15 protein-coding genes are annotated in these 18,819 nt (G+C 68.9%); 6 read left to right on the forward strand and 9 right to left on the reverse strand.

What is annotated here, in order from left to right:
• Window positions 1-7: 7 nt before the first annotated feature.
• The 8 genes from U9J41_RS19945 to pdxR all read right to left on the reverse strand — a co-directional run bounded on the left by U9J41_RS19945 (window position 8) and on the right by pdxR (window position 8,065).
• Window positions 8-496, reverse strand: coding sequence for a hypothetical protein (locus tag U9J41_RS19945; RefSeq protein WP_322403907.1), 489 nt, complete (start codon window positions 494-496; stop codon window positions 8-10).
• A gap of 1 nt (window position 497) precedes the next feature.
• A complete protein-coding gene (locus U9J41_RS19950; protein ID WP_322403908.1) occupies window positions 498-656 on the reverse strand; it encodes a hypothetical protein in 159 nt (52 codons plus the stop codon).
• Between the two features lie 106 nt (window positions 657-762).
• Entirely contained in the window at window positions 763-1,329 is a 567-nt protein-coding gene (locus U9J41_RS19955; RefSeq protein WP_322403909.1) for a hypothetical protein, read from the reverse strand.
• 132 nt (window positions 1,330-1,461) lie between these two features.
• Window positions 1,462-2,697 (reverse strand): ABC transporter permease, encoded by a 1,236-nt coding sequence (locus U9J41_RS19960; RefSeq protein WP_322403910.1) that lies wholly within the window; start codon window positions 2,695-2,697, stop codon window positions 1,462-1,464.
• A complete protein-coding gene (locus tag U9J41_RS19965) occupies window positions 2,694-3,917 on the reverse strand; it encodes an efflux RND transporter periplasmic adaptor subunit (RefSeq protein WP_322403911.1) in 1,224 nt (407 codons plus the stop codon). Before U9J41_RS19965 ends, U9J41_RS19960 begins: the two co-directional genes overlap by 4 nt.
• Window positions 3,918-3,925: 8 nt before the next feature.
• On the reverse strand, window positions 3,926-5,905 hold the full coding sequence (locus U9J41_RS19970; protein WP_322403912.1) for an HlyD family secretion protein: 1,980 nt from the start codon (window positions 5,903-5,905) through the stop codon (window positions 3,926-3,928).
• Window positions 5,902-6,573: an ABC transporter ATP-binding protein gene (locus U9J41_RS19975; protein WP_322403913.1), complete on the reverse strand. Its 672-nt coding sequence runs from the start codon at window positions 6,571-6,573 to the stop codon at window positions 5,902-5,904. Before U9J41_RS19975 ends, U9J41_RS19970 begins: the two co-directional genes overlap by 4 nt.
• 61 nt (window positions 6,574-6,634) lie before the next feature.
• On the reverse strand, window positions 6,635-8,065 hold the full coding sequence (pdxR, locus tag U9J41_RS19980; protein ID WP_322403914.1) for a MocR-like pyridoxine biosynthesis transcription factor PdxR: 1,431 nt from the start codon (window positions 8,063-8,065) through the stop codon (window positions 6,635-6,637).
• Window positions 8,066-8,173: 108 nt separating this feature from the next.
• Here pdxR and U9J41_RS19985 point away from each other — a divergent pair, with 108 nt between their 5' ends.
• From U9J41_RS19985 to U9J41_RS20005, 5 genes are all read left to right on the forward strand, one after another.
• Window positions 8,174-8,626, forward strand: a complete 453-nt coding sequence (locus U9J41_RS19985) for a carboxymuconolactone decarboxylase family protein (RefSeq protein WP_322403915.1) — start codon at window positions 8,174-8,176, stop codon at window positions 8,624-8,626.
• Window positions 8,627-8,746: 120 nt separating this feature from the next.
• The gene (locus U9J41_RS19990) at window positions 8,747-9,763 is read left to right on the forward strand and encodes a LacI family DNA-binding transcriptional regulator (RefSeq protein ID WP_322403916.1); all 1,017 of its coding nucleotides are present in this window, start codon (window positions 8,747-8,749) and stop codon (window positions 9,761-9,763) included.
• 156 nt (window positions 9,764-9,919) lie between these two features.
• Window positions 9,920-11,947, forward strand: a complete 2,028-nt coding sequence (locus tag U9J41_RS19995) for a heparinase II/III domain-containing protein (RefSeq protein WP_322403917.1) — start codon at window positions 9,920-9,922, stop codon at window positions 11,945-11,947.
• Window positions 11,937-13,127 carry a glycoside hydrolase family 88/105 protein gene (locus U9J41_RS20000; protein ID WP_322403918.1) on the forward strand — a complete coding sequence of 397 codons (1,191 nt, stop codon included), beginning with the start codon at window positions 11,937-11,939 and terminating at the stop codon, window positions 13,125-13,127. The genes U9J41_RS19995 and U9J41_RS20000 overlap by 11 nt, the downstream gene beginning before the upstream one ends.
• 138 nt (window positions 13,128-13,265) lie before the next feature.
• Window positions 13,266-14,618 (forward strand): MFS transporter, encoded by a 1,353-nt coding sequence (locus U9J41_RS20005; RefSeq protein WP_322403919.1) that lies wholly within the window; start codon window positions 13,266-13,268, stop codon window positions 14,616-14,618.
• Here U9J41_RS20005 and U9J41_RS20010 read toward each other — a convergent pair.
• Window positions 14,557-15,636, reverse strand: a complete 1,080-nt coding sequence (locus U9J41_RS20010) for a LacI family DNA-binding transcriptional regulator (RefSeq protein WP_322403920.1) — start codon at window positions 15,634-15,636, stop codon at window positions 14,557-14,559. The two genes, U9J41_RS20005 and U9J41_RS20010, sit on opposite strands and share 62 nt — an antisense overlap.
• A gap of 296 nt (window positions 15,637-15,932) precedes the next feature.
• On the opposite strand from U9J41_RS20010, the gene U9J41_RS20015 reads away from it, so the two are divergent.
• A complete protein-coding gene (locus tag U9J41_RS20015; RefSeq protein WP_322403921.1) occupies window positions 15,933-18,800 on the forward strand; it encodes a TonB-dependent receptor in 2,868 nt (955 codons plus the stop codon).
• Window positions 18,801-18,819: the final 19 nt, after the last annotated feature.

Genomic DNA, 18,819 nt, shown 5'->3' on the forward strand with positions numbered 1-18,819 from the left:
GGCCGGTTCATCGCTTGCCGACCAGCTTGATGCAAGTCTGAGCCGCGCGTCGTTGTTCCAGGTCGGGCACGTGTGCGACGGCCTCTTCGAACTGCTTGCGCAGGGGCGCGGACTTTTTCATGCCCATGAACACGGACAGCGGATCGCCCAGTTCGGGGTCGTAGTACAGCGCGCACGACGAATCCACATCGATCAGGGCCGCGCAACCCGACACTTCGGCCAGCGCCATCATCTTCGCCTCGTCCACGCGTGTCGCGGCCAATTTGTTGACGATCTTGCGCTGGTCGACGTGCTTGGCGTTCGATCCCAGTGCGGCATCGAACGCCTTGTTGAGCGCATTGAGGACATCCACTCCCATCTCTCGCGTGACTTTTTTCGTGGCGATGTTTTTAACCGGACAGACATAACTCGACGATGATGCAGGTAGCGCCTGTGAGCATGCAGTGGCGGAGGCAAGGACGAGGCCGATTGCCGGAAGTAATGCGTAAAGTTTCATGTTATTCCTCGAACCAAATCCAGGTGATCTTGTAGCGGACCGGAATAGTCCTGCCGACCGGCGACACCATCGTCAGTTCATTGGTCCGATAGGTCGGGTGGCGGGTGAAGTAGTCGCTGACGTCGCCGTCCTCGGTCTTGATTTCGATGTGTCCATACATCGTCTTGCCGTCGTGGACCTGATTTCCATGGGGCGATAGATGATGACGGAAACCACAGGTTAGGCTGCGCCTTTGCGGGAATGAAGGACGTTGTCGTCGATCGCGATTAGTTAGCGCCGGTATTTTCGTAAAAGTCCGTCAATGGCTGGCGGCTGAGGATGTGCTTGGCGTGTTCGCCGTACGCCGCGCCAATTGCGGCGTCCATTCTGGCATTCATGTTCCGGCTCTTGGTTTTGTTGTCGCGGGTGCTACCCACGAGTTTGCCGTCCAACGAGTACACGTCGATCCATTCGCACCGCTCGCAATTCCCGCCGTTGTCCATCGTGGCGACGACGAATTTGTCCTTCGCTTTCGTTTCGACGCAGGTGAGTTCACCAAACTGCTCCTCGACAGTAGGATAGGGAACGCCTTTCGTCGGCGTTGCTTGGAATATCCGCGCACCCAGCGGTTTGCCGGCGGCATCGAAAAATCGAATCGCCTGCTGCGTGCACATCATGATGGGACCGATATGTTGGAAACATGTGCCCTCGACGGTGACACGCCGGTCGGCGCACTGCAGGGTTGCGCTCTTGTCATGCAGCGCGGGGGCAGCCAGCGCGGAACCGGTCAGGGCCAAGCTCAGCACCGCGGCGCACGCAACTTTCGTACTCATTCTGGTCAGAGTGATGAACATCCTTGTCCTTTCGTAGTCCTATAAATTGATCGATCAAGCGTGCGCGCCGTCGGCGTGCCATCCGGTGTCGGCACGCTGCCGTTGTCGATGGCCTTCGCCGCGCCCACGTCGATATTGCCCTTGATTTCGTGGCTAGCCGTCGCTGCGCAGCGCCGCGATCGGGTCCAGCGCCGCCGCCTGGCGCGCGGGATACACGCCGAATCCGAGCCCCACCGCCACGCACGCCAGCACGGCCAGCAGCAGGCTCGCGGGCGACCACGCGACCGACCACCCGGCCAGCGCCGCGATGCTGTAGGCCGCCACGGCCCCCAGCACAAGGCCCAGCGCGGCGCCGCTGACGGCGATCACGAGCGCTTCGGCGAGGAACTGCTCCACCACGTCGCGGCGGCGCGCGCCCAGCGCCCGTTTCAGGCCGACTTCGCGGCGCCGCTCCAGCACGTTGGCCAGCATGATGTTCATGATGCCGATGCCGCCCACCAGCAGCGACACGGCCGCGATCGAACTCATGACGATGGTGAAGATGCGCTGCGTCTGCTGGTTCTGGCGGTACAGGCCCATCGGCACGATGAGGTTGGTGTCGTCGACGCCGCCGTGGCGCTGGCTGATCAGCGCCTGCAGCACGCGCGCCGCGGCGTCCGGCGCCACCTTGCCGTCCAGGCGCACGCTGAGGCCGTCCACCTCGTCGTCGATGCGGCGGAAGGCGAACCGGGCGCGGCCCGTTTCCCACGGCACGAACAGGCGTTCGTCGTCCAGCCCCAGCCTCACGCCTTCGAACTCGGATTTGCCGGGCGTGCGGTCGGCCAGCACGCCCACCACCTGCAGCCACACGTGGTTGACCTTGACCCGCTGGCCGACGGCCGGCGCGGCGCCGAACAGCGTGTGCGCGAGGCGCGCGCCCAGCACGCAGACGGGGGCCAGCGTGGCGCCGTCGGCCGGGGTGAGCCAGCGACCCGTCGCCAGCCGCAGGCCGCCGTGTTCGGCGTAGCCCGGCGACACGGCGAAGGCCTGTCCGCTCACGACGCGGGCGCCGACGATCAGCTGGTCGACCTTGATTTCCTTTTTCAGCGCCACCGAGCGGGCGCCCGGCACGACGGACAGCGCCGCCACGCCGTCCTCGGCCGACAGTCCGAGCGAGCGGGTGCGGACGTCCTTCAAGTGCTCGGCGTCGATGCCCTTGCTCTCGACCAGCACATTGTCCAGTCCCAGTTCGGCCACGAGCCGCAGCGCCTCGCGCCTGCTGCCTTCGCCCACGGCCAGCATGGCGACGATGGCGCCGACGCCGAAGATCATGCCCAGCAGCGTGAGGCCGGTGCGCAGTTTGCGCCGCCGCAGCTCGGCGACGGCTTCCAGTATCAATGCGCGATTCATGTAGTCTTGTCCTTGGGAGGCAGCAGCAGGACGCGCGCGCCGGGCGCGAGGCCGCTCCTGATTTCGCTGCGCACCGGGCCGCGCAGGCCCAGTTCGACGGCGTGCTTCACCGGCCGGCCCGCGTCGACCGTGTACACGGCGTAGGCGGCGCCGTCCTGCACCAGCGCGATGTTCGGCACCGTCAGCGCCGCCGCCTTCGCCACCAGGCGCACCGTGCCGTGCAGCGCCTGGCCCGGCTTCAGGCCGAGCTTCCGGGCCTGCTCGGTGTCGATGGCGGCGTCGAAATCGCTGTACTTGACCGGCGACTCGGGCGAGATGGGGCTGGCGCTGTTGCCGACCCGCGTCACCTTCAGGTCGAGCGCCGATCCGGTGCCGGCCAGTCGCACCCGCACGGGCAGGCCCGGCTTCAGGCCGTACGCCTGGCCCTCGGCCACGCTGAAGTGGGCCACGAGCTGGTCGAAGTCGGGCAGGGCGCCGAACGGCTCGCCGGCCATCTGGCTCGCGCCGACCTGGGGCTTGGCGCCATCCCAGCGCGCGGCCAGCAGGAACACGCCGTCGTGCGGCGCCACGAGTTCCAGCGATTCCAGGCTCTGGCGCTGCAGCGTGGCGTTCTGCATGACGCTGTCGCGCTGCGAGTGCAGCACGGCGTCCTGCGCGGCGCTGCGGGCCTGGACCTGGCCGCCCTTCCATTCCAGGTAGGTGCGCTTCTTGGTGAGGAAGCCGACGTCGGCCAGCGCATCGAGGATCGTGTTGCGGGCAAAGACGGAGAGGTCGACGTCGGCATAGCGCCGGGAGAGGCCCAGGTCGTCCTCGACCTTGGCGCGGTCGCCGGCGAGGACCCCCCGTTCGACGGCCGCGTTCTGGCGATTGGCTTCCTCGGCCAGCGTCTTGCGCAGCAGTTCGACGTCGGCCTGCGCCAGCTCCGCGCGCGCCTGCGGGGCATCGAAGCGGGCCACCACCTGGCCTTTCGTGACGCTGCTGCCGTCCGCCACCATGTCCACCAGCACGCGGGTGGTCCAGCCGCTGCCGGGCACCGCGAGCGGCGTGTTGGCGGCGGCCTTGATCTCGCCGTCCGCTTCCAGCGTCTCGGTCCACGCCCTTGCGGACAGGGTCTCGCCGGGGCCGGCGGCCGGCGACGACGCGGCGTCGCAGCCGGACAGCAGGGCGGCACAGGCCAGGCCGGCCGCCAGCGTGGCGGCGCTCTTGTGAAGATGCGGCATCGGGTCTCTCATGGCTGGGGCGCGGCGGCCGCCACGCGTCGAACGGCGCCCGGCAGCAGGTCCACCTGGACGGCGGCGCCGGGTTTGAGGTCTTTCGGCGGCGCGTCGAATTCGAGCTGGACGTCGCGCACGACGATCGCCTGCGCCGCCGACTTGCTGTGGAAGGCGCGTCCCAGGCCGGTCACGCGCGCGGCCAGCGCCTGGCGCGATCCGGTCACGGTGACGCGCGCCGCCTGGCCCACCTGCACGCCGGCCGCCTGCGCTTCGGGCACCTTGGCGTCGACGCCCAACTGGTCCGGGTCGGCCAGCGTCGCGACCGACAGGCCCATCCAGACCTGGCTGCCGATGCTGAATTTATTGCCATCCAACCCGATCCGGTGCAGCACCATGCCCCGCCGCGGCGCCAGGACGGTCAACGCCGCCTGACCCTTGACCAGGTCGGCGACCTGGCCGCGCATCTGCGCCAGGTCGGACTCCAGCCCAGTGCGCTCGGCCTGGCGGGCGCGCCGCTGGGCGTCGTACTGCGCCTGCATCAGCTTCGCGAGCTGGGCCTTTTCGGCGCGCTCGATCACCAGCTTGTCGTAGTCGACGCGGCGGATCAGGTCCTTGGGCTGGCTGGCCTTGCGTTCGGCCTTGTCGGCATTGCTCTGCGCCTCGGCCTGCGCCAGCGCGCCGGCGCGGTCGGCCTCGGCCTGGTCGAGCCGCTGCTTGTCCAGCGCCCGCTCGCGTTCCTGCAGCGTCGCCTGCAGCGCCATCAGCCGGTTCGTCACCTCGGCCGCCTCGAACACGGCGATGGGCTGCCCGGCCTGCACGATCGTGCCTTCCGGCGCGAGGAACGCCAGCTTGTACTGCCAGACGAAAGGGATGGTGGGCGGCGCCACCGGCGTCGAGCGGCGCGACGCGATCTCGCCCTCGATCGTCAGTCCGGCGGCAGACGCCTTGGCCGGCTGCGCGGAGGCCGGCGCCGCACCCGGCGCCAGCGGTTCGACGAGCACGCTCATGCCCGCCGCCAGCGGCAGGCCGTGATGGTCCGGCAGCGCGATCCTGGCGCGGAAGTAGCGCCCCTGGCCCCAGCGCGGGCGCGCTTCCGGCGCACTGGTGATGGCGGCCAGCGTGCCGGCCAGCGCCACGCCGGGCAGGGCGTCGAAGCGCAGGCCGACCGCCTGGCCGGTGCGCAGGTAGGGACGGTCCGCCTCCAGCACCCACGCCGTGACGACCATCCGGCCGTCGCCCAGCACCGTGCCGGCGGCATTGCCCGGCCAGGCCGACGATCCCTCGTCCAGCCGCTCGCCGCGGAAGGGACTGTAGCCGTGCACCACGACGCCGTCGCGCGTGGCCCGCACTTCGGACTGGGCGACCTGGGCGAGCTGGAACGCCTGGTTGATCTGCATTTTCCGCACTTCGAGCGCGCCGTCGTCCCGGCGCCGGACGACGGCCGCGCGGGCATTCCCGAGGCTCTCCCGCTTGATGGCGAGGTCGCGCGTGGCGCGGTCCAGTTCGGCCTGGTGGCGGTCGTAGTCGAGCGCCGCGATCTGCCGCTTCGGCAGCGCCGCGTCGACCTTCGCCTTGTCCAGCGCGGCCTGCGCGCTGACGAGCGCCTTGTCGGCTTCGACGGCCGCGACTTCCAGCGTGGCCGTCTCGCTGTCGGCCTTGGCGCGGGCGCGTTCCTGCTCCATCCTGAGCTGGTCGATATTGGCGGCGGTGGCCGATTCCGTCCGCAGCACCACGTCCCCCGCCTTCACCGGCGTGCCCTCGGGGAGGAAGTTGCGCAGCACGACAGGCGAACTGGTCGACGGCGGCACGAAGATGGTCTGCGAATCCTCCGCTTCCACTTCACCGGTCAGCAGCACGGGGCGCGCCGCGGTGCCGGCGGCAGGGACGGGCGCGGCGGCGGCCGGGGGCTGGCCGGCGGTCCAGGCATGCGACGTGGCGGCGCCGATCGCCAGCGCCAGGGCCGCGCACGACAGGGCGACGCTGCGCGGCTTCATGGCTGGCCGGCGGCGACGCGGCCGTCGCGCAGGTGGATGGTGCGCTGCGCGCTCGCGGCGATGGCCGGATCGTGGGTGACGAGCACCAGCGTCTGGCCGCCGGCATGCAGTTCGCGCAGCAGGGCCATCACGTCGGCGGCGCTGTGCGAGTCCAGGTTGCCGGTCGGCTCGTCGGCCAGCAGCAGGTCGGGCTCGTTGAGCAGCGCCCGCGCGATCGCGGCGCGCTGCAGCTGCCCGCCGGACAGCTGGCCCGGCAAGTGGTCGAGGCGTTGCCCGAGGCCGATGCGTTCGAGCAGCGCCCGCGCGCGGGCCGGCGCCTGCGGGTCGGGCGCGCGCGCGTAGCGCTGCGGCAGCAGCACGTTTTCCAGCACGGTCAAGCGCGGCAGCAGGTGGAAGGACTGGAACACGAAGCCGATGCGGCGGTTGCGCACGGCGGACGCGGCGTCGTCGTCGAGGGTGCTGACCTCGTCCTGCGCGAGACGGTAGCGGCCGCTGTCGGGGCGGTCCAGCCCGCCCAGCACATTGAGCAGCGTCGACTTGCCCGAGCCGGACGGCCCCATGATCGCGACGAATTCACCCTGCGCCACGTGCAGGTCGATGCCGTCGAGGGCGTGGATGTCGCTGCCGCCCAGGCGGTAGGTCTTGCGGATGGCGCTGAGTTCTATCATGCCAAAAAGTATTTCCGAAGACACAACAGCTTGTCAATTGTTAAAAACACCAGGCGGTATATTATTTTCTCATTGCAACAATCTCACATTGCCGCACGAGGTCGGCCAGCCGGCGGCAATCCGCCGCGAGACCGCGTTCATCGATGTTCGTCACCCCGAGCAGCAGCCCCTGCGGAGCGGGCGCGTGGACGTGCCACGGCGACAGCGGCACCGGTGCCATGCCGGCCAGCAGCGCGCGGGCCGCGACCGCGACGTCCGACACGCCGTCGGGCAGCCGCGTGACGACGGCCATGCCGGCCGTCGCCTGCACCGCGATCACGTCGCGCGCTTCCGCGCGCAGGCAATCGAGCAGGGCTGCGCGCCGGGCCGCGTACAGGCGTTTCATCCGGCGCAGGTGGCGCAGGTAGTGGCCTTCCTGCAGAAAGTCCGCGACGGCACGCTGGATGGGGGCGCCCGGCGCCGGCGCCAGGCAGGCGGCGACGTCGCCGAACTGCCGTGCCAGTGCGGACGGCACGACGAGGAAGCCCAGGCGCAGCGCGGGGCTGATCGTCTTGCTGAACGTGCCGATGTGCAGCACCCGGCCGCCGTGGTCGAGCGACGCGAGGGCCGGGGCCGCGCGCCCTTCCAGTTGGAGTTCGCTCAGGTAGTCGTCCTCGACGATCCACGCGCCGCTGGCCTCGGCCCAGGCCAGCAGCGCGCGGCGCCGGGCGAGCGTCATCGTCGTGCCGAGCGGCGCCTGCTGGCCGGGCGTCACGACGGCCAGCCGCGCGTCCGGCGCCAGGCGCACGCCGGCGCCGACGTCCAGCCCTTCCGCGTCGACCGGGACGGGCGTCACCGCCATGCCGCCCAGCGCGAGGGCGGTGCGCGTCAGCGGAAAGCCCGGGGCCTCGAACCAGGCGCGCTGGCCGTGGAGCCCGAGCGCGCGCAGCACGAGCCCCAGCGCGCCCGCGAAGCCCGCCGTGATCAATACCTGCGCCGGCCCGCAGCGGATGCCGCGCGCGATGCCCAGGTAGGCCGCGACCTCGCGCCGCAGGTCCGGATCGCCGCGCGGATCGGGATAGCCGACGGGCGCCGCCGCCGCGTGCCGGGCCGCGCGCGCCAGCATGCGCGACCACAGTTTATAAGGGAACGCGTCCTGGGCGGGCACGCCCATCTGGAACGCCAGCGGCGCGGCGCCGAAGGCGTGGAAGAGGTCGGGCATCGGCAGGGTCGACGGGGCACCGTCGGCCGCGAGCGACCCGGCCGGGCGCTCGGTGACGCGGGTGCCGGCGGCGCCGAAGCTCGCCGCGAGCTGCTCGTCGATCAGGCGTTCGTACGCCAGGCGCACGGTGCCGCGCGACACGCCCAGTTGCGCGGCCAGGTCGCGCCACGACGGCAGCTTCGCGTCGAACGGGATCTGGCCCGATTCGATGGCGGCGCGGATGGCCGCGTAGATCTGCGTGGCGAGGGGGATTTTCTTGGCGCGGTCGAGGCCGATGGGCAGCGAGGTCATGGTCGATGGTACATTAAAAATCACCAAACTTGGCCCTGTTTTTTGGCCACCCGAAGGCGCATGATGCGCCTGCGGCATGAGCCGTTCAGTGTCAAACAGGAGAATAGAATGACGCAGCGCATGGATTACAACGCGGCCACCCCGGCCGGCATGAAGGCACTCGGTGGCGTCTACGGCCACATTCTGCAAAGCGGCCTGTCCAAGGTCCTCGTCGACCTCGTCTATCTGCGCGTATCGCAGATCAACGGCTGCGCCTACTGCATCGACATGCATTCGCGCGACCTGCTGAAGGAAGGCGTCACCGTCGACAAGCTCGTGCTGGTGCCCGCATGGCGCGAAGCGGGCGCCCTGTTCGACAGGACCGAGCGGGCGGCGCTGGCCTGGGCCGAGACCGTGACCCGCGTGGCCGAGACGGGCGTGCCGGACGCCGATTACGCGGCGGCGGCGGCCGTGTTCGGCGAGCAGCAACTGGCCGACCTCACCATCGCGATCGGCCTGATGAACGCGTACAACCGCATGGCCATCCGCTTCCGCGCGGTGCCGGCTGCGGCGGCCCGCTGAGCCGCGCCGATCGGGCGCGCGCCAAGGCGTGCGGTCGTGCCGATTCCCGGCCTTGCCTGTTCGAAATCAATCAGGTAACGTTGGTGCCGTGCGCCTCCACGGCGGGGAATCGGAATCGGGATGCAGAAAACAAGTACGTTGACGGAAGTGGCCGAAGAAGCGGGCGTGTCGCTGATCACGGCGTCGCGCGCGCTGCGCGGCGTCGGGCGGGTCGCGAAGGAGACGCGCGAGCGCGTGCTCGCGGCGGCCGCGAAGCTGGACTACACGCCGGACATGATCGCGCAGAAGATGCGGGGCGGGAACTCGGGCCTGATCGGCGTGTTCGTGAACGGCTTCCGCTCGCTCGTCATGCACGAGCTGCTCAGCGTCATCAACGACGAGGCACGCCGGCTCGGCTTCGACCTCATCGTGTTCAACGCCGACCACTTCGACGATGCGCGCCGCGCCGGCACTGCGGAGATGCTGCGCAAGCTGTGCGACGGCCTGCTCCTGCTGCTGCCCGACGCGAACGACGGCCTGCTGGTCAAGCTGGAACGGGCCCACGCCCCGTGCGTGCTGGTGAGCTTCGCGGGCCGCCAGATCGACCTGCCGGTCGTCCTCGGTTCGAATCGCCTCGCGGCCCGCGCCGCCGTGGACCACCTGCTCGGACTGGGCCACCGCCGCATCGCCTTCATCGCCGGCACGTCGTTCACGGGCCAGAGCGAGGAGCGCCAGCGCGGCTACGAGGATGCGCTGCGCGCGGCCGGCATCGCGATCGAGCCGGCCTACCTGCGCCAGGGCGACTTCAACGATGCGAGCGGTTTCGTGGAGACGCAGGCGCTGCTCGCGCTGCCGCAGCCGCCGACCGCGATCTTCGCCGCCAACGACGCGATGGCGTTCGGCGCGCTGGACGCGATCTCCACCGCCGGAAAGAAGGTACCGGACGACCTGTCCGTCGTCGGCTTCGACGACGTGATCCGCGCGGCCTTCGTCCACCCGAAGCTCACGACCGTGCGCCAACCCCTGAACGAGATCGCGGTCCGGGCCGTGGCGGAGCTGGTCAATGCCATGCGCAGCGCGCGGGCCGACGGCTTCCGGATCGAATTGCCGGCCCGCCTCGTCGTGCGCGATTCCACGGGGCCGGCGCCCAGGGGCTGACGATCCGCCGCGGCAGCGGGATGGCATCGTTACCATCCCGCGCCGCCCGATCGTCTTGCGGGGCACGCCAGCACTTCGACCATCGTTTTGATCGAAAATCTATTGTCATTTGCCAAAACGAATGGTAACGTTGTCTCACCTGATACGGGAGACGACATGAATCGAAGGGATGCGCTGACCCGCGGGCTGGGCGCGCTGGCGCTGCTGGCCGGTCCGCGCCCGGACGCGGCGGCGGGACAGGAAACGGTGCAGGGCAGTGCGGCGCTCGGGCCGCGCGTGCCCAAACGCTACCTGCGCACGGTCGTCGACGAGGCGCTGCTCCGGCGGCACCTGCTGCCCGCGGACGCGTGGCATCCCTATCCGCAGGCGGGCGACCGCGCCGCCTGGGCGCGCGTGCCGGCCGACGTGGCGGCGTCGCTCGTCGCCCGCGCCGATGCCTGGCTGGGCACCGAGTGGCCCCAGCTGCCGGCCAGCCTGTTCCTCGAATTCGCCGAAAACGGCAACCGCACCCGCTACGAACAACGCTATTTCGAGCGCCGCAGCCGCCTGGCGGGCCTGGTGCTGGCGGAGTGCGTGCAAGGCCAGGGGCGCTACCTGCACGCGATCGCGGACGGCGTCTGGCACGTGTGCGAAGAAACGTTCTGGGGCCTGCCGGCGCACAGCGGCATGCAGAAAAGCGGCGTCGGCCTGCCCGATGCGCAGGAACCCGTGATCGACCTGTTCGCGGCGGAGACGGGCGTGACGCTGGCGTACGTCCACTACCTCGTGGGCGCGCAGCTGCGCAAGCTGTCGCCGCTGCTGCCGGTGCGCATCGCGGCGGAAGTCAAGCGGCGCATCCTCGATCCGGGCTGGCAGCGCGACGATTTCAAGTGGATGGGCCTGACGGCCGGGCACGACGGACGCCGGGAACCGCTGAACAACTGGACGTCGTGGATCGCATCGAGCTGGCTGGAAGCGAACCTGCTGCTGGAGCCGGACCCGGAGCGCCGCGTCGCGGCCACGCTCAAGATCTGCGGTTGCCTCGACCGCTTCCTGGAAGATTATTCGGACGACGGCGCCTGCGAAGAGGGGCCCGGCTACTGGGCGATGTCCGCCGGCCCCTACCTGGACTGCCTGATGGCGCTCGACTCCGCGCTCGGCGGCGCCGCGAATCCCGGCGCGGGCCTGGCGGCCGACCCGTTCGTGCGCCGCATGGGCCATTACGTGCTGGATGTCCACGTGGCGGGCGACTGGTTCGTGAATTACGGCGACGCGCACGCCAGGGTCCACCATTCGCCGCCGCTGCTGCACCGCTTCGGCAGGGCGACCGGCGACGGCGGGCTGGCCGCGTTCGGCGCGTTCCGCGCGCCCGCGCACGGCATCGCCCTGTCCGGCCAGGGGCGCCTAGCGCGCGACGTGGCCGACGTGCTGGAGGTCGCGCGGATGCGCGCGACGGCCGGCAAGGACGCGCTGCAGCGCGCGGCGTGGTATCCCGCCCTCGGCCTGGTGACGGCCCGCGCGCAGGCCGGCTCGGCGCAGGGCTTCTTTCTTGCCGTGCAGGCGGCGTCGAATGCGCGCAGCCACGGCCACCACGATTCGGGCAGCTTCATCGTGTTCCACGACGGCCTGCCCGTGTTCGTCGATCCGGGCGTGGAGGCGTACACCGCGAAGACGTTCGGCAAGGACCGCTATACCATCTGGACCATGCAGTCGGGCTACCACAACCTGCCGATCGTCGGCGGCCACATGCAGCGGGGCAGGGATGCGCGCGACCGGGCGGCCCGGGTGCGCGTCGACGACGGACGGGACGAGACCGGCATGGCGATGGACCTGGCCCCGGCGTACGGTCCCGAGGCCGGCATCGAGACCTGGGAGCGCCGCGTCGCGCTGTGCCGGGACACGGAGACGGTGAGCCTGCGCGAGACGTTCGCGCTGTCCCGCGCGGCGCCCGTGGCGCTCGTCTTCATGACGCCGCGCCGGCCCGACGCGGCGCAGCCGGGCATGGTGGCGCTGCCCGTGGCCGGTGGCCGGACGGTGCGCCTGCGCTTCGATCCGCGCCGGTTGCGCGCGGACGTCGAGCCGCTGCCGCTGGCCGACCCGGGCCTGGCACACGAATGGGGCGGGACGCTGTACCGCATCCGCCTGGCGTCGCAGCAGCCGCTGGCCGCGGGCGACCTGACCGTAACGATCGAACATGAAACCTGAAGGAGTCAAATTGAACAAGCGAGTGATGGCCGGCGTCCTGGCCGGCGGCATGCTCCTGCTGGCCGGCTGTGCGGACATGGGCGGCAACCATGCGGCTGTACCGGCGCAGGAAACACGTGCGGCGCTGCCGTCGCGGGCGGAGGCACTGGCCGTCATCGACAAGGTGAACGGCTACTGGCAGCGCAAGACGCCGGCGACCGAATGGGCGTTCTGGAACGTGGCCGCGTACCACACGGGGAATATGGCGGCCTACGAAGTGACCCACAACGAGGCGTACCGGCAGTACTCCGAACGCTGGGCCGACTACAACGGCTGGAAGGGCGCGAAGTCGGACGACAAGAAGGACTGGAAGCTCACCTACGGCGAGACCGACGACCACGTGCTGTTCGGCGACTGGCAGGTCTGCTTCCAGACCTATCTCGACCTGTACCGCCTCGGCCCGCAGGACCCGCGCCGGGTCGCCCGCGCGCGCGAGGTGATGGGCTACGAGATCGGCACCGACCGCAACGATTACTGGTGGTGGGCGGACGGCCTGTACATGGTCATGCCGGTGATGACGAAGATGTACAAGCTGACGGGCGACCGGCGCTACCTCGACAAGATGGTCGCCTATTTCGAGTACGCGAACGGCTTGATGTACGACGCCGACACGCACCTGTATTACCGCGATGCGCGCTACGTCTACCCGCAGCACAAGAGCGTCAACGGCAAGAAGGATTTCTGGGCGCGCGGCGACGGCTGGGTGTTCGCCGCGCTGGCCAAGGTGCTGACCGACCTGCCGCGCACTGACCCATACCGCCCCATGTTCGAGGAACGCTTCCGCGCGATGGCGCAGACGCTGGCGACGATCCAGAGTCCGGACGGCTACTGGACGCGCAGCCTGATCGACCCGGCCCACGCGCCCGGTCCGGAAACGAGCGGCACGGCGTTCTTCACGTACGGCATGCTGTGGGGTCTCAACAACGGTCTGCTGGACCGGACGACGTACCTGCCGGTCGCCGTGCGCGGCTGGCATTACCTGACGCATACCGCGATCCAGCCGGACGGCAAGGTGGGCTACGTGCAGCCGATCGGCGACCGCGCGATCCCCGGCCAGGTGGTCGACCGCGATTCGACCGCGCATTTCGGCGTGGGCGCCGTGCTGCTGGCCGCATCCGAGATGGCGAAACTGGCCCACTGATTCTCTCCTTCGCGAGCTCCGCGCCCGTGTTCGGCCTGCCCTGGGATGGCAGGTCTTTTTTTTTTGAGGGCGCGAAAAAGCTTGCGGTTTCCTTAAGCTGCGGCGATGCTTTAGCTCTTGTTAGTGGGAAACGCGTCCATGTTGGAAGACAAAAGCGCCTACGCGGTCGGCACGTTGCGCTATACGGCGGCGGGCCTCGGCATCGTCCTGTTCTGGCTGCTGTTCGGCGAATTCGCGATCGCCTTGCGCGACCGCTCGGCCATCCCGGGCGTGATGGAACTGCTGCGGCAGCACCACGCGAGCGACACGATGATCGCCGTGCTCGTGTCGGCGCTGCCGGCGCTGCTCGGCAGCGCGCTCGTGCCCATCGTCGGCTTCCACTCCGACCGCTTCCGCAGCCGCTGGGGGCGGCGCCTGCCGTTCCTGGTGGGGATCACGCCCGTCGCCGCGCTCGTCCTCGTCGCGCTGGGCAACTGCACGGCGTTCGGCCGCGCCACCGACCATTTGCTGGGCACGTTGTCCCCCGGCCCCGACGCCTGCGTGCTCGCGTGGTTCTGCGTGTTCTGGACGGTGTTCGAGGGCGTCGCGCTCGTCACCCTGGCGCTGTACGCGGGCCTCGTGAACGACATCGTGCCGCGCAGCGTCCTCGGCCGCTTCTACGCGGGATTCCGCATCGTCAGCCTGGTGGCGGGCATCCTGTTCAACCTGTGGTTCTTCCGCCTCACCGAACATCACCTGCGCGAAGTCTTCCTCGGCATCGGCCTGTTCTTCGGCGTCGCCTGCATGCTGATGTGCGTGCGCCTGAAGGAGGGCGAGTACGGCCCGCCGGCGCTGGACGGTGCGGGCGCGCAGGCCAGCCCGACGTCATGGCGCGCGATGGGCCGGGCCTATTGGCGCGAATGCCTGTCCGACCGCTACTTCCTGCTCGTGTTCCTCGCGCTGACGGCATCCGAGCTGACCTTCATGCCCTTCAATACCTTCTCGCAGCTGTACGCGGACTCGCTGGGCATGGACAAGGCCGTGCTGGGCAAGCTGCTGGCGACGTCGTACGCGCTGTCGATCGGCCTGTCGTCCGTGATCGGCTGGATGGTCGACCGCTACAGCGCCGCCAGCGTCACGGTGTGGACGATGGGACTGTACCTGTGCGTGGCCTGCGGCGGGTTCCTCGCCGTGCACGACCTGCAGAGTTTTGCCGTCGTCTACGTGCTGCACGTCGTGGTGGCGGGCACGTATTACACGGCGGCCGCGTCGCTGCCGATGGCGCTGTTCCCGCGCGCCCGCTTCCTGCAGTTCGACGGCGCCAAGCGCTTCCTGTTCTGCACGTCCAACATCGCGCTGAGCTTCCTGCTCGGCCCCATGCTGGATTCGACGGGCCATGACTACGGCCTGACCCTGTTGTCCGGGGCGCTGCTGGCGGCGGCCAGCCTGATCATGTTCCGGCGGCTGGCGCGCGCGGCGCGCGGGCGCGTCGGCGCGGCGTCGTCGGTGTGACGTCCGCGTGCGGCGCCGGCCCCGTCGATCCGCGCACGACGAGTTTCGCGGGGAAGGCGATGCGCGCCGGTTCCGCCGACCGTCCCGCGATCATGCCGACCACTTCGCGCACCGCGTACGCGGCGATGGCGTCGAACGGCTGATGCATCGTCGTCAGTTTCGGGAACACGCAGCTGGACGTCGGGATGTCGTCGTAGCCGATCACGGAGATGTCGCCGGGGACGCTCAGGCCGCGGCTGTTGACGGCGTCGATGGCGCCGAACGCCATCTCGTCGTTGGCGGCGAAGATCGCGGTCGGCGGGACGGGCAGGGCGAGCAGCTGCTCGGTCGCGGCATACCCGCCCGGCTGCACGAACGCGCCGTTGACGACGAGCGCGGGGTCGGGCGCGATGCCGGCCGCGGCCAGCGCGTCGAGGTAGCCCCGTTCGCGCTCGGCGCTCTGGCCGGTGCCGGGATTGCCGGCGATGTAGGCGATGCGGCGGTGGCCCAGTGCCAGCAGGTGGTCGACGGCGGTGCGCGCGCCCAGCCGGTTTTCCGCCGCCACGACGGGCACGGCGAGCGGGCGCGCGTCGAAGCAGAGCACGACGCTCGCGAGCTGCTGGCGTTCGATGGCGTCGAGATAGCGGTCGTCCGCGCTCGGCATCACGAGCAGCAGGCCGGCGCACAGCTTGCCGAGCAGGTCGCAGGTGGCCATGCGGTCCGGGCTGTCGAAGCGGTCGGCGTTGAACAGCAACAGGTCGTAGCCCTGGGCGCGCGCATGCGTGCTGAGAAAGCGGATGATCTCGTGCAGCACGACGGGGCCGTAATTGTTGACGAACACGCCGATCAGGCGGCTGCGGTCGCCGCGCATGCGCCGCGCCAGCGGGTCGGGCGTGTATTGCAGCTGCGCGGCCGCCGCCAGGATGCGTTCGCGCGTCTCGGCCGACACATAACCTTCGCCGCGGATCGCGCGCGACGCCGTGATCGGCGCGACGCCCGCGAGCCGGGCCACTTCACTGAGTTTGCTGACTTTGCGCATGGTGGCATCCGTAAAACACGAAGTTTGACGGAATAATGAGACAACGTACATCACAAAATTCATTGAAGGTATGACTGTTTAGTATGGCTGTAGTCGTTTCGCGACACAAAAATTGCCGAAACATCCGCTAATTCATAGAAAAAACAATGAGTTACGTGAATTTCGCCTTCGTTCGCGCGCTATTGCTCTTTAATAATCGCCTGTGGTAACGTGACCATCAGCCGGCGTAAAGATACCGCGACATTGCCCCAGTCCGGCACGAACAGGCCCAATAACGAGACAAGGATGGAGACAAGATGAACAAGAAGTTGCTCGCCACGCTGCTGCCGGTGGCGCTGGCCGCCGCCTACGGGAACCCGGTGCTGGCACAGGAAGCCACGGCGCCCGCCGCCCCCACGACCGAGCCGGCCCCGCCGGCCCAGGACGCACCCGCCACCACGACCGTCGTCGTGACGGGCTTCCGTTCCAGCCTGCAGAAGGCGCTGAACCTCAAGCAGCAGGCCGTCGGCGTGCGCGATTCGATCGTCGCCGAGGACATCGGCAAGTTCCCCGAGGCGAACGTGGCCGAATCGCTGCAGCGCGTGCCGGGCGTGATCCTGAACCGCGACGAAAGCTCGGCGGAAGGCCAGCGCATCTCGATCCGCGGCCTGCCGACCGAATACTCGGTGACGACGCTGAACGGCGCGCCCGTCAACACGACGTCGACCAGCACCATCGGCAGTGCCGCGCGCGGCTTCAACTACGACGTGTTCGCGTCCGAACTGTTCGGCCGCGTCGACTTCTACAAGACCCCGCTGGCCGAGCTGACCGAAGGCGGCATGGGCGGCGTCGTCGACCTGCAGACGCCGCGTCCGTTCGACAACCCCAAGCGCAACGTGCGCTACGCCGTCTCGGCCGCATACAACACGATGTCGGAGAAGGCCGATCCGACCGGCTTCGCGCTGTATTCGAACACCTGGGGACACTGGGGCTTCCTGGCCGGCGTGGCCCATTCGAAGGCCGTCAACAACCGTTCCGGCTTCGAGGCGACGGGCGGCTACAACAGCTCGCGCCGCGGCAGCGCCTCGCCGGTGCTGGGCAACTTCGCCATGCAGCTGGACTACGACGACCCGCGCGCGAACCTGTCGGGCTATACGCGCGACCAGGTCGACAACGCGCTGCTGCCGCGTATCTACCGCTTCTACGGCTCGCAGAACCGCCGTTCGCGCGACGGCCTCGTGTCGTCGCTGCAGTTCAAGGAAGGCGGTCTGAATATCAGCCTGGACGGCCTCGCTTCGCAGCTGAAGAACAGCCGCGACGAGCTGTATTACGGCCTCCTGATCCGCAACAGCAAGACGACGAACCCCAGCGCGCCGGCCGGCCAGTCCGGCCACAACGGCCTCGTGCCGCTCGACGTGCACATCGATCCGGCGTCGGACCTGCTGACGGGCACCTTCGGCAACACGTCGTACAGCAGCGGCGTCACGTACGGCGAGGACAAGACCAAGTTCGGCTACCTCGCGCTGAACGGCCGCTGGGAAGTCAAGAAGGGCACCGTGCTGACCGGCCAGCTGTCGGCCAACAACAGCGACGCGACCAGCTACCAGGACACCTTGTCGGGCCAGATCTTCGGCGTCGACACCACCATCGACTACGGTCCCGACCACGTGTATCCGTCGATGTCGTCGCCCGTCGACTACACGAACCCCGCCAACTTCACCGGCTTCGACATCAACACCGGCTGGACGCGCGAGACCGACAAGGGCCGCCAGGCGCGCCTCGTGCTGGACCAGGACTACGACCTGTGGGGCGACTGGACCGGCCGCTTCAAGGGGGGCCTGGTGTACGTCGACACGACGAAGAGCGTCGAGAAGCGCAACGGCACGTCGGCCATGGTGGCCAAGCTGAAACAGGCGGGCGACGCCGGCCTGCGCAGCAATATGGTGTCGAACCTGCCGATCTCGAACCTGGACATGGGCGACGGCTGGCCGCACCAGTTCGGAACGTTCACCCGCAGCTACACCATGGGCACGTACGATCCGCTGGCCTACAACACCAGCGACGCGTTCACGCCGGCGCAAAGCTTCGGCGCGGAAGAGAAGGTCACGACGGGCTTCGTGCAGTCCGACTTCAAGGGCGAGGTGCTGGACCGCGAGCTGCGCATCAACGCCGGCGTGCGCTGGGCGCAGACGAAGCTCGGCATCGACAACTACAAGAAGTCGGGCGCCGGCAATACCTATGCGCCGAACCAGGAGCACGGCAAGTACACGAACGTGCTGCCGGCCATCAGCGCCGCCTACGACCTGACGGAAGACGTGATCTGGCGCGCCTCGTACGGCAAGACGATCAGCCGCGCGTCGCTGTCGATCATCGCCGCGCAGACCGTCGTCCCGAACCCGTTCGACAACACGGCCACCGCGGGTAATCCGAGCCTGAAGCCGCAGCAATCGAAGAACCTCGACACCAGCCTCGAATGGTATTTCAAGCCGGGCAGCCTGCTGTCGGCCGCCTACTTCAAGAAGGACCTGACCGACGCCACCGTCTCGAGCACGACGCAGACCACGTTCGGCGCGCTGGGCCTGCCCGACACGGCGCTGGGCGCGATCTTCCACGACGCGAACGGCCACGTCGACCCGAACCTGCCGATGACCCTGCGCACCTACGGCAACGCGGGCCAGCAGACGCTGAAAGGCTACGAGCTCGCGTACCAGCAGGACTTCACCTTCCTGCCGGAGCCGTTCAAGGGCCTCGGCGCGCTGGGCAGCTACACGCACATCGACCCGTTCAACAGCCAGAAGTGGATCACGAACGCCGGCAAGGAAATCGCGGTCAACTCGGTGCCGAAATACGCGTACAGCTTCACGACCTATTACGAGCGCGGCCCCCTGGCCATGCGCCTCTCGTACAACTACAAGGGCCGCTCGCTGCACCCGGATAATCCGAAGAACAACGGCGACGACCTGATTCGCTGGCATGCCGCGCGGGGCTACCTGGACGGCAACATCAGCTATAAACTGTCGGAGAACCTGGAACTCCGCATCGATGCGCTGAACTTGTCCAACACGCTGTCGTACGATTATTTCGAGGACGCGACCGGGCAGTACGGCGACGGTCACCGTAGCCGCATGGATTATGCGAAGTACGACGGCCGCACGATCAAGATCGGCATCCGCGGCAAGCTGTAATTTTCGAAACTCGACGACG

This window comes from Massilia luteola (genome assembly GCF_034420155.1).
Taxonomy (GTDB): domain Bacteria; phylum Pseudomonadota; class Gammaproteobacteria; order Burkholderiales; family Burkholderiaceae_D; genus Telluria; species Telluria luteola.

What these genes read in the sequence shown, in the direction of transcription:
- U9J41_RS19945 (WP_322403907.1), bottom strand. Translation starts at nt 496, where the DNA reads ATGAAACTTTACGCATTACTTCCGGCAATCGGCCTCGTCCTTGCCTCC.
- U9J41_RS19950 (WP_322403908.1), bottom strand. Translation starts at nt 656, where the DNA reads ATGTATGGACACATCGAAATCAAGACCGAGGACGGCGACGTCAGCGAC.
- U9J41_RS19955 (WP_322403909.1), bottom strand. Translation starts at nt 1,329, where the DNA reads ATGTTCATCACTCTGACCAGAATGAGTACGAAAGTTGCGTGCGCCGCG.
- U9J41_RS19960 (WP_322403910.1), bottom strand. Translation starts at nt 2,697, where the DNA reads ATGAATCGCGCATTGATACTGGAAGCCGTCGCCGAGCTGCGGCGGCGC.
- U9J41_RS19965 (WP_322403911.1), bottom strand. Translation starts at nt 3,917, where the DNA reads ATGCCGCATCTTCACAAGAGCGCCGCCACGCTGGCGGCCGGCCTGGCC.
- U9J41_RS19970 (WP_322403912.1), bottom strand. Translation starts at nt 5,905, where the DNA reads ATGAAGCCGCGCAGCGTCGCCCTGTCGTGCGCGGCCCTGGCGCTGGCG.
- U9J41_RS19975 (WP_322403913.1), bottom strand. Translation starts at nt 6,573, where the DNA reads ATGATAGAACTCAGCGCCATCCGCAAGACCTACCGCCTGGGCGGCAGC.
- pdxR (WP_322403914.1), bottom strand. Translation starts at nt 8,065, where the DNA reads ATGACCTCGCTGCCCATCGGCCTCGACCGCGCCAAGAAAATCCCCCTC.
- U9J41_RS19985 (WP_322403915.1), top strand. Translation starts at nt 8,174, where the DNA reads ATGACGCAGCGCATGGATTACAACGCGGCCACCCCGGCCGGCATGAAG.
- U9J41_RS19990 (WP_322403916.1), top strand. Translation starts at nt 8,747, where the DNA reads ATGCAGAAAACAAGTACGTTGACGGAAGTGGCCGAAGAAGCGGGCGTG.
- U9J41_RS19995 (WP_322403917.1), top strand. Translation starts at nt 9,920, where the DNA reads ATGAATCGAAGGGATGCGCTGACCCGCGGGCTGGGCGCGCTGGCGCTG.
- U9J41_RS20000 (WP_322403918.1), top strand. Translation starts at nt 11,937, where the DNA reads ATGAAACCTGAAGGAGTCAAATTGAACAAGCGAGTGATGGCCGGCGTC.
- U9J41_RS20005 (WP_322403919.1), top strand. Translation starts at nt 13,266, where the DNA reads ATGTTGGAAGACAAAAGCGCCTACGCGGTCGGCACGTTGCGCTATACG.
- U9J41_RS20010 (WP_322403920.1), bottom strand. Translation starts at nt 15,636, where the DNA reads ATGCGCAAAGTCAGCAAACTCAGTGAAGTGGCCCGGCTCGCGGGCGTC.
- U9J41_RS20015 (WP_322403921.1), top strand. Translation starts at nt 15,933, where the DNA reads ATGAACAAGAAGTTGCTCGCCACGCTGCTGCCGGTGGCGCTGGCCGCC.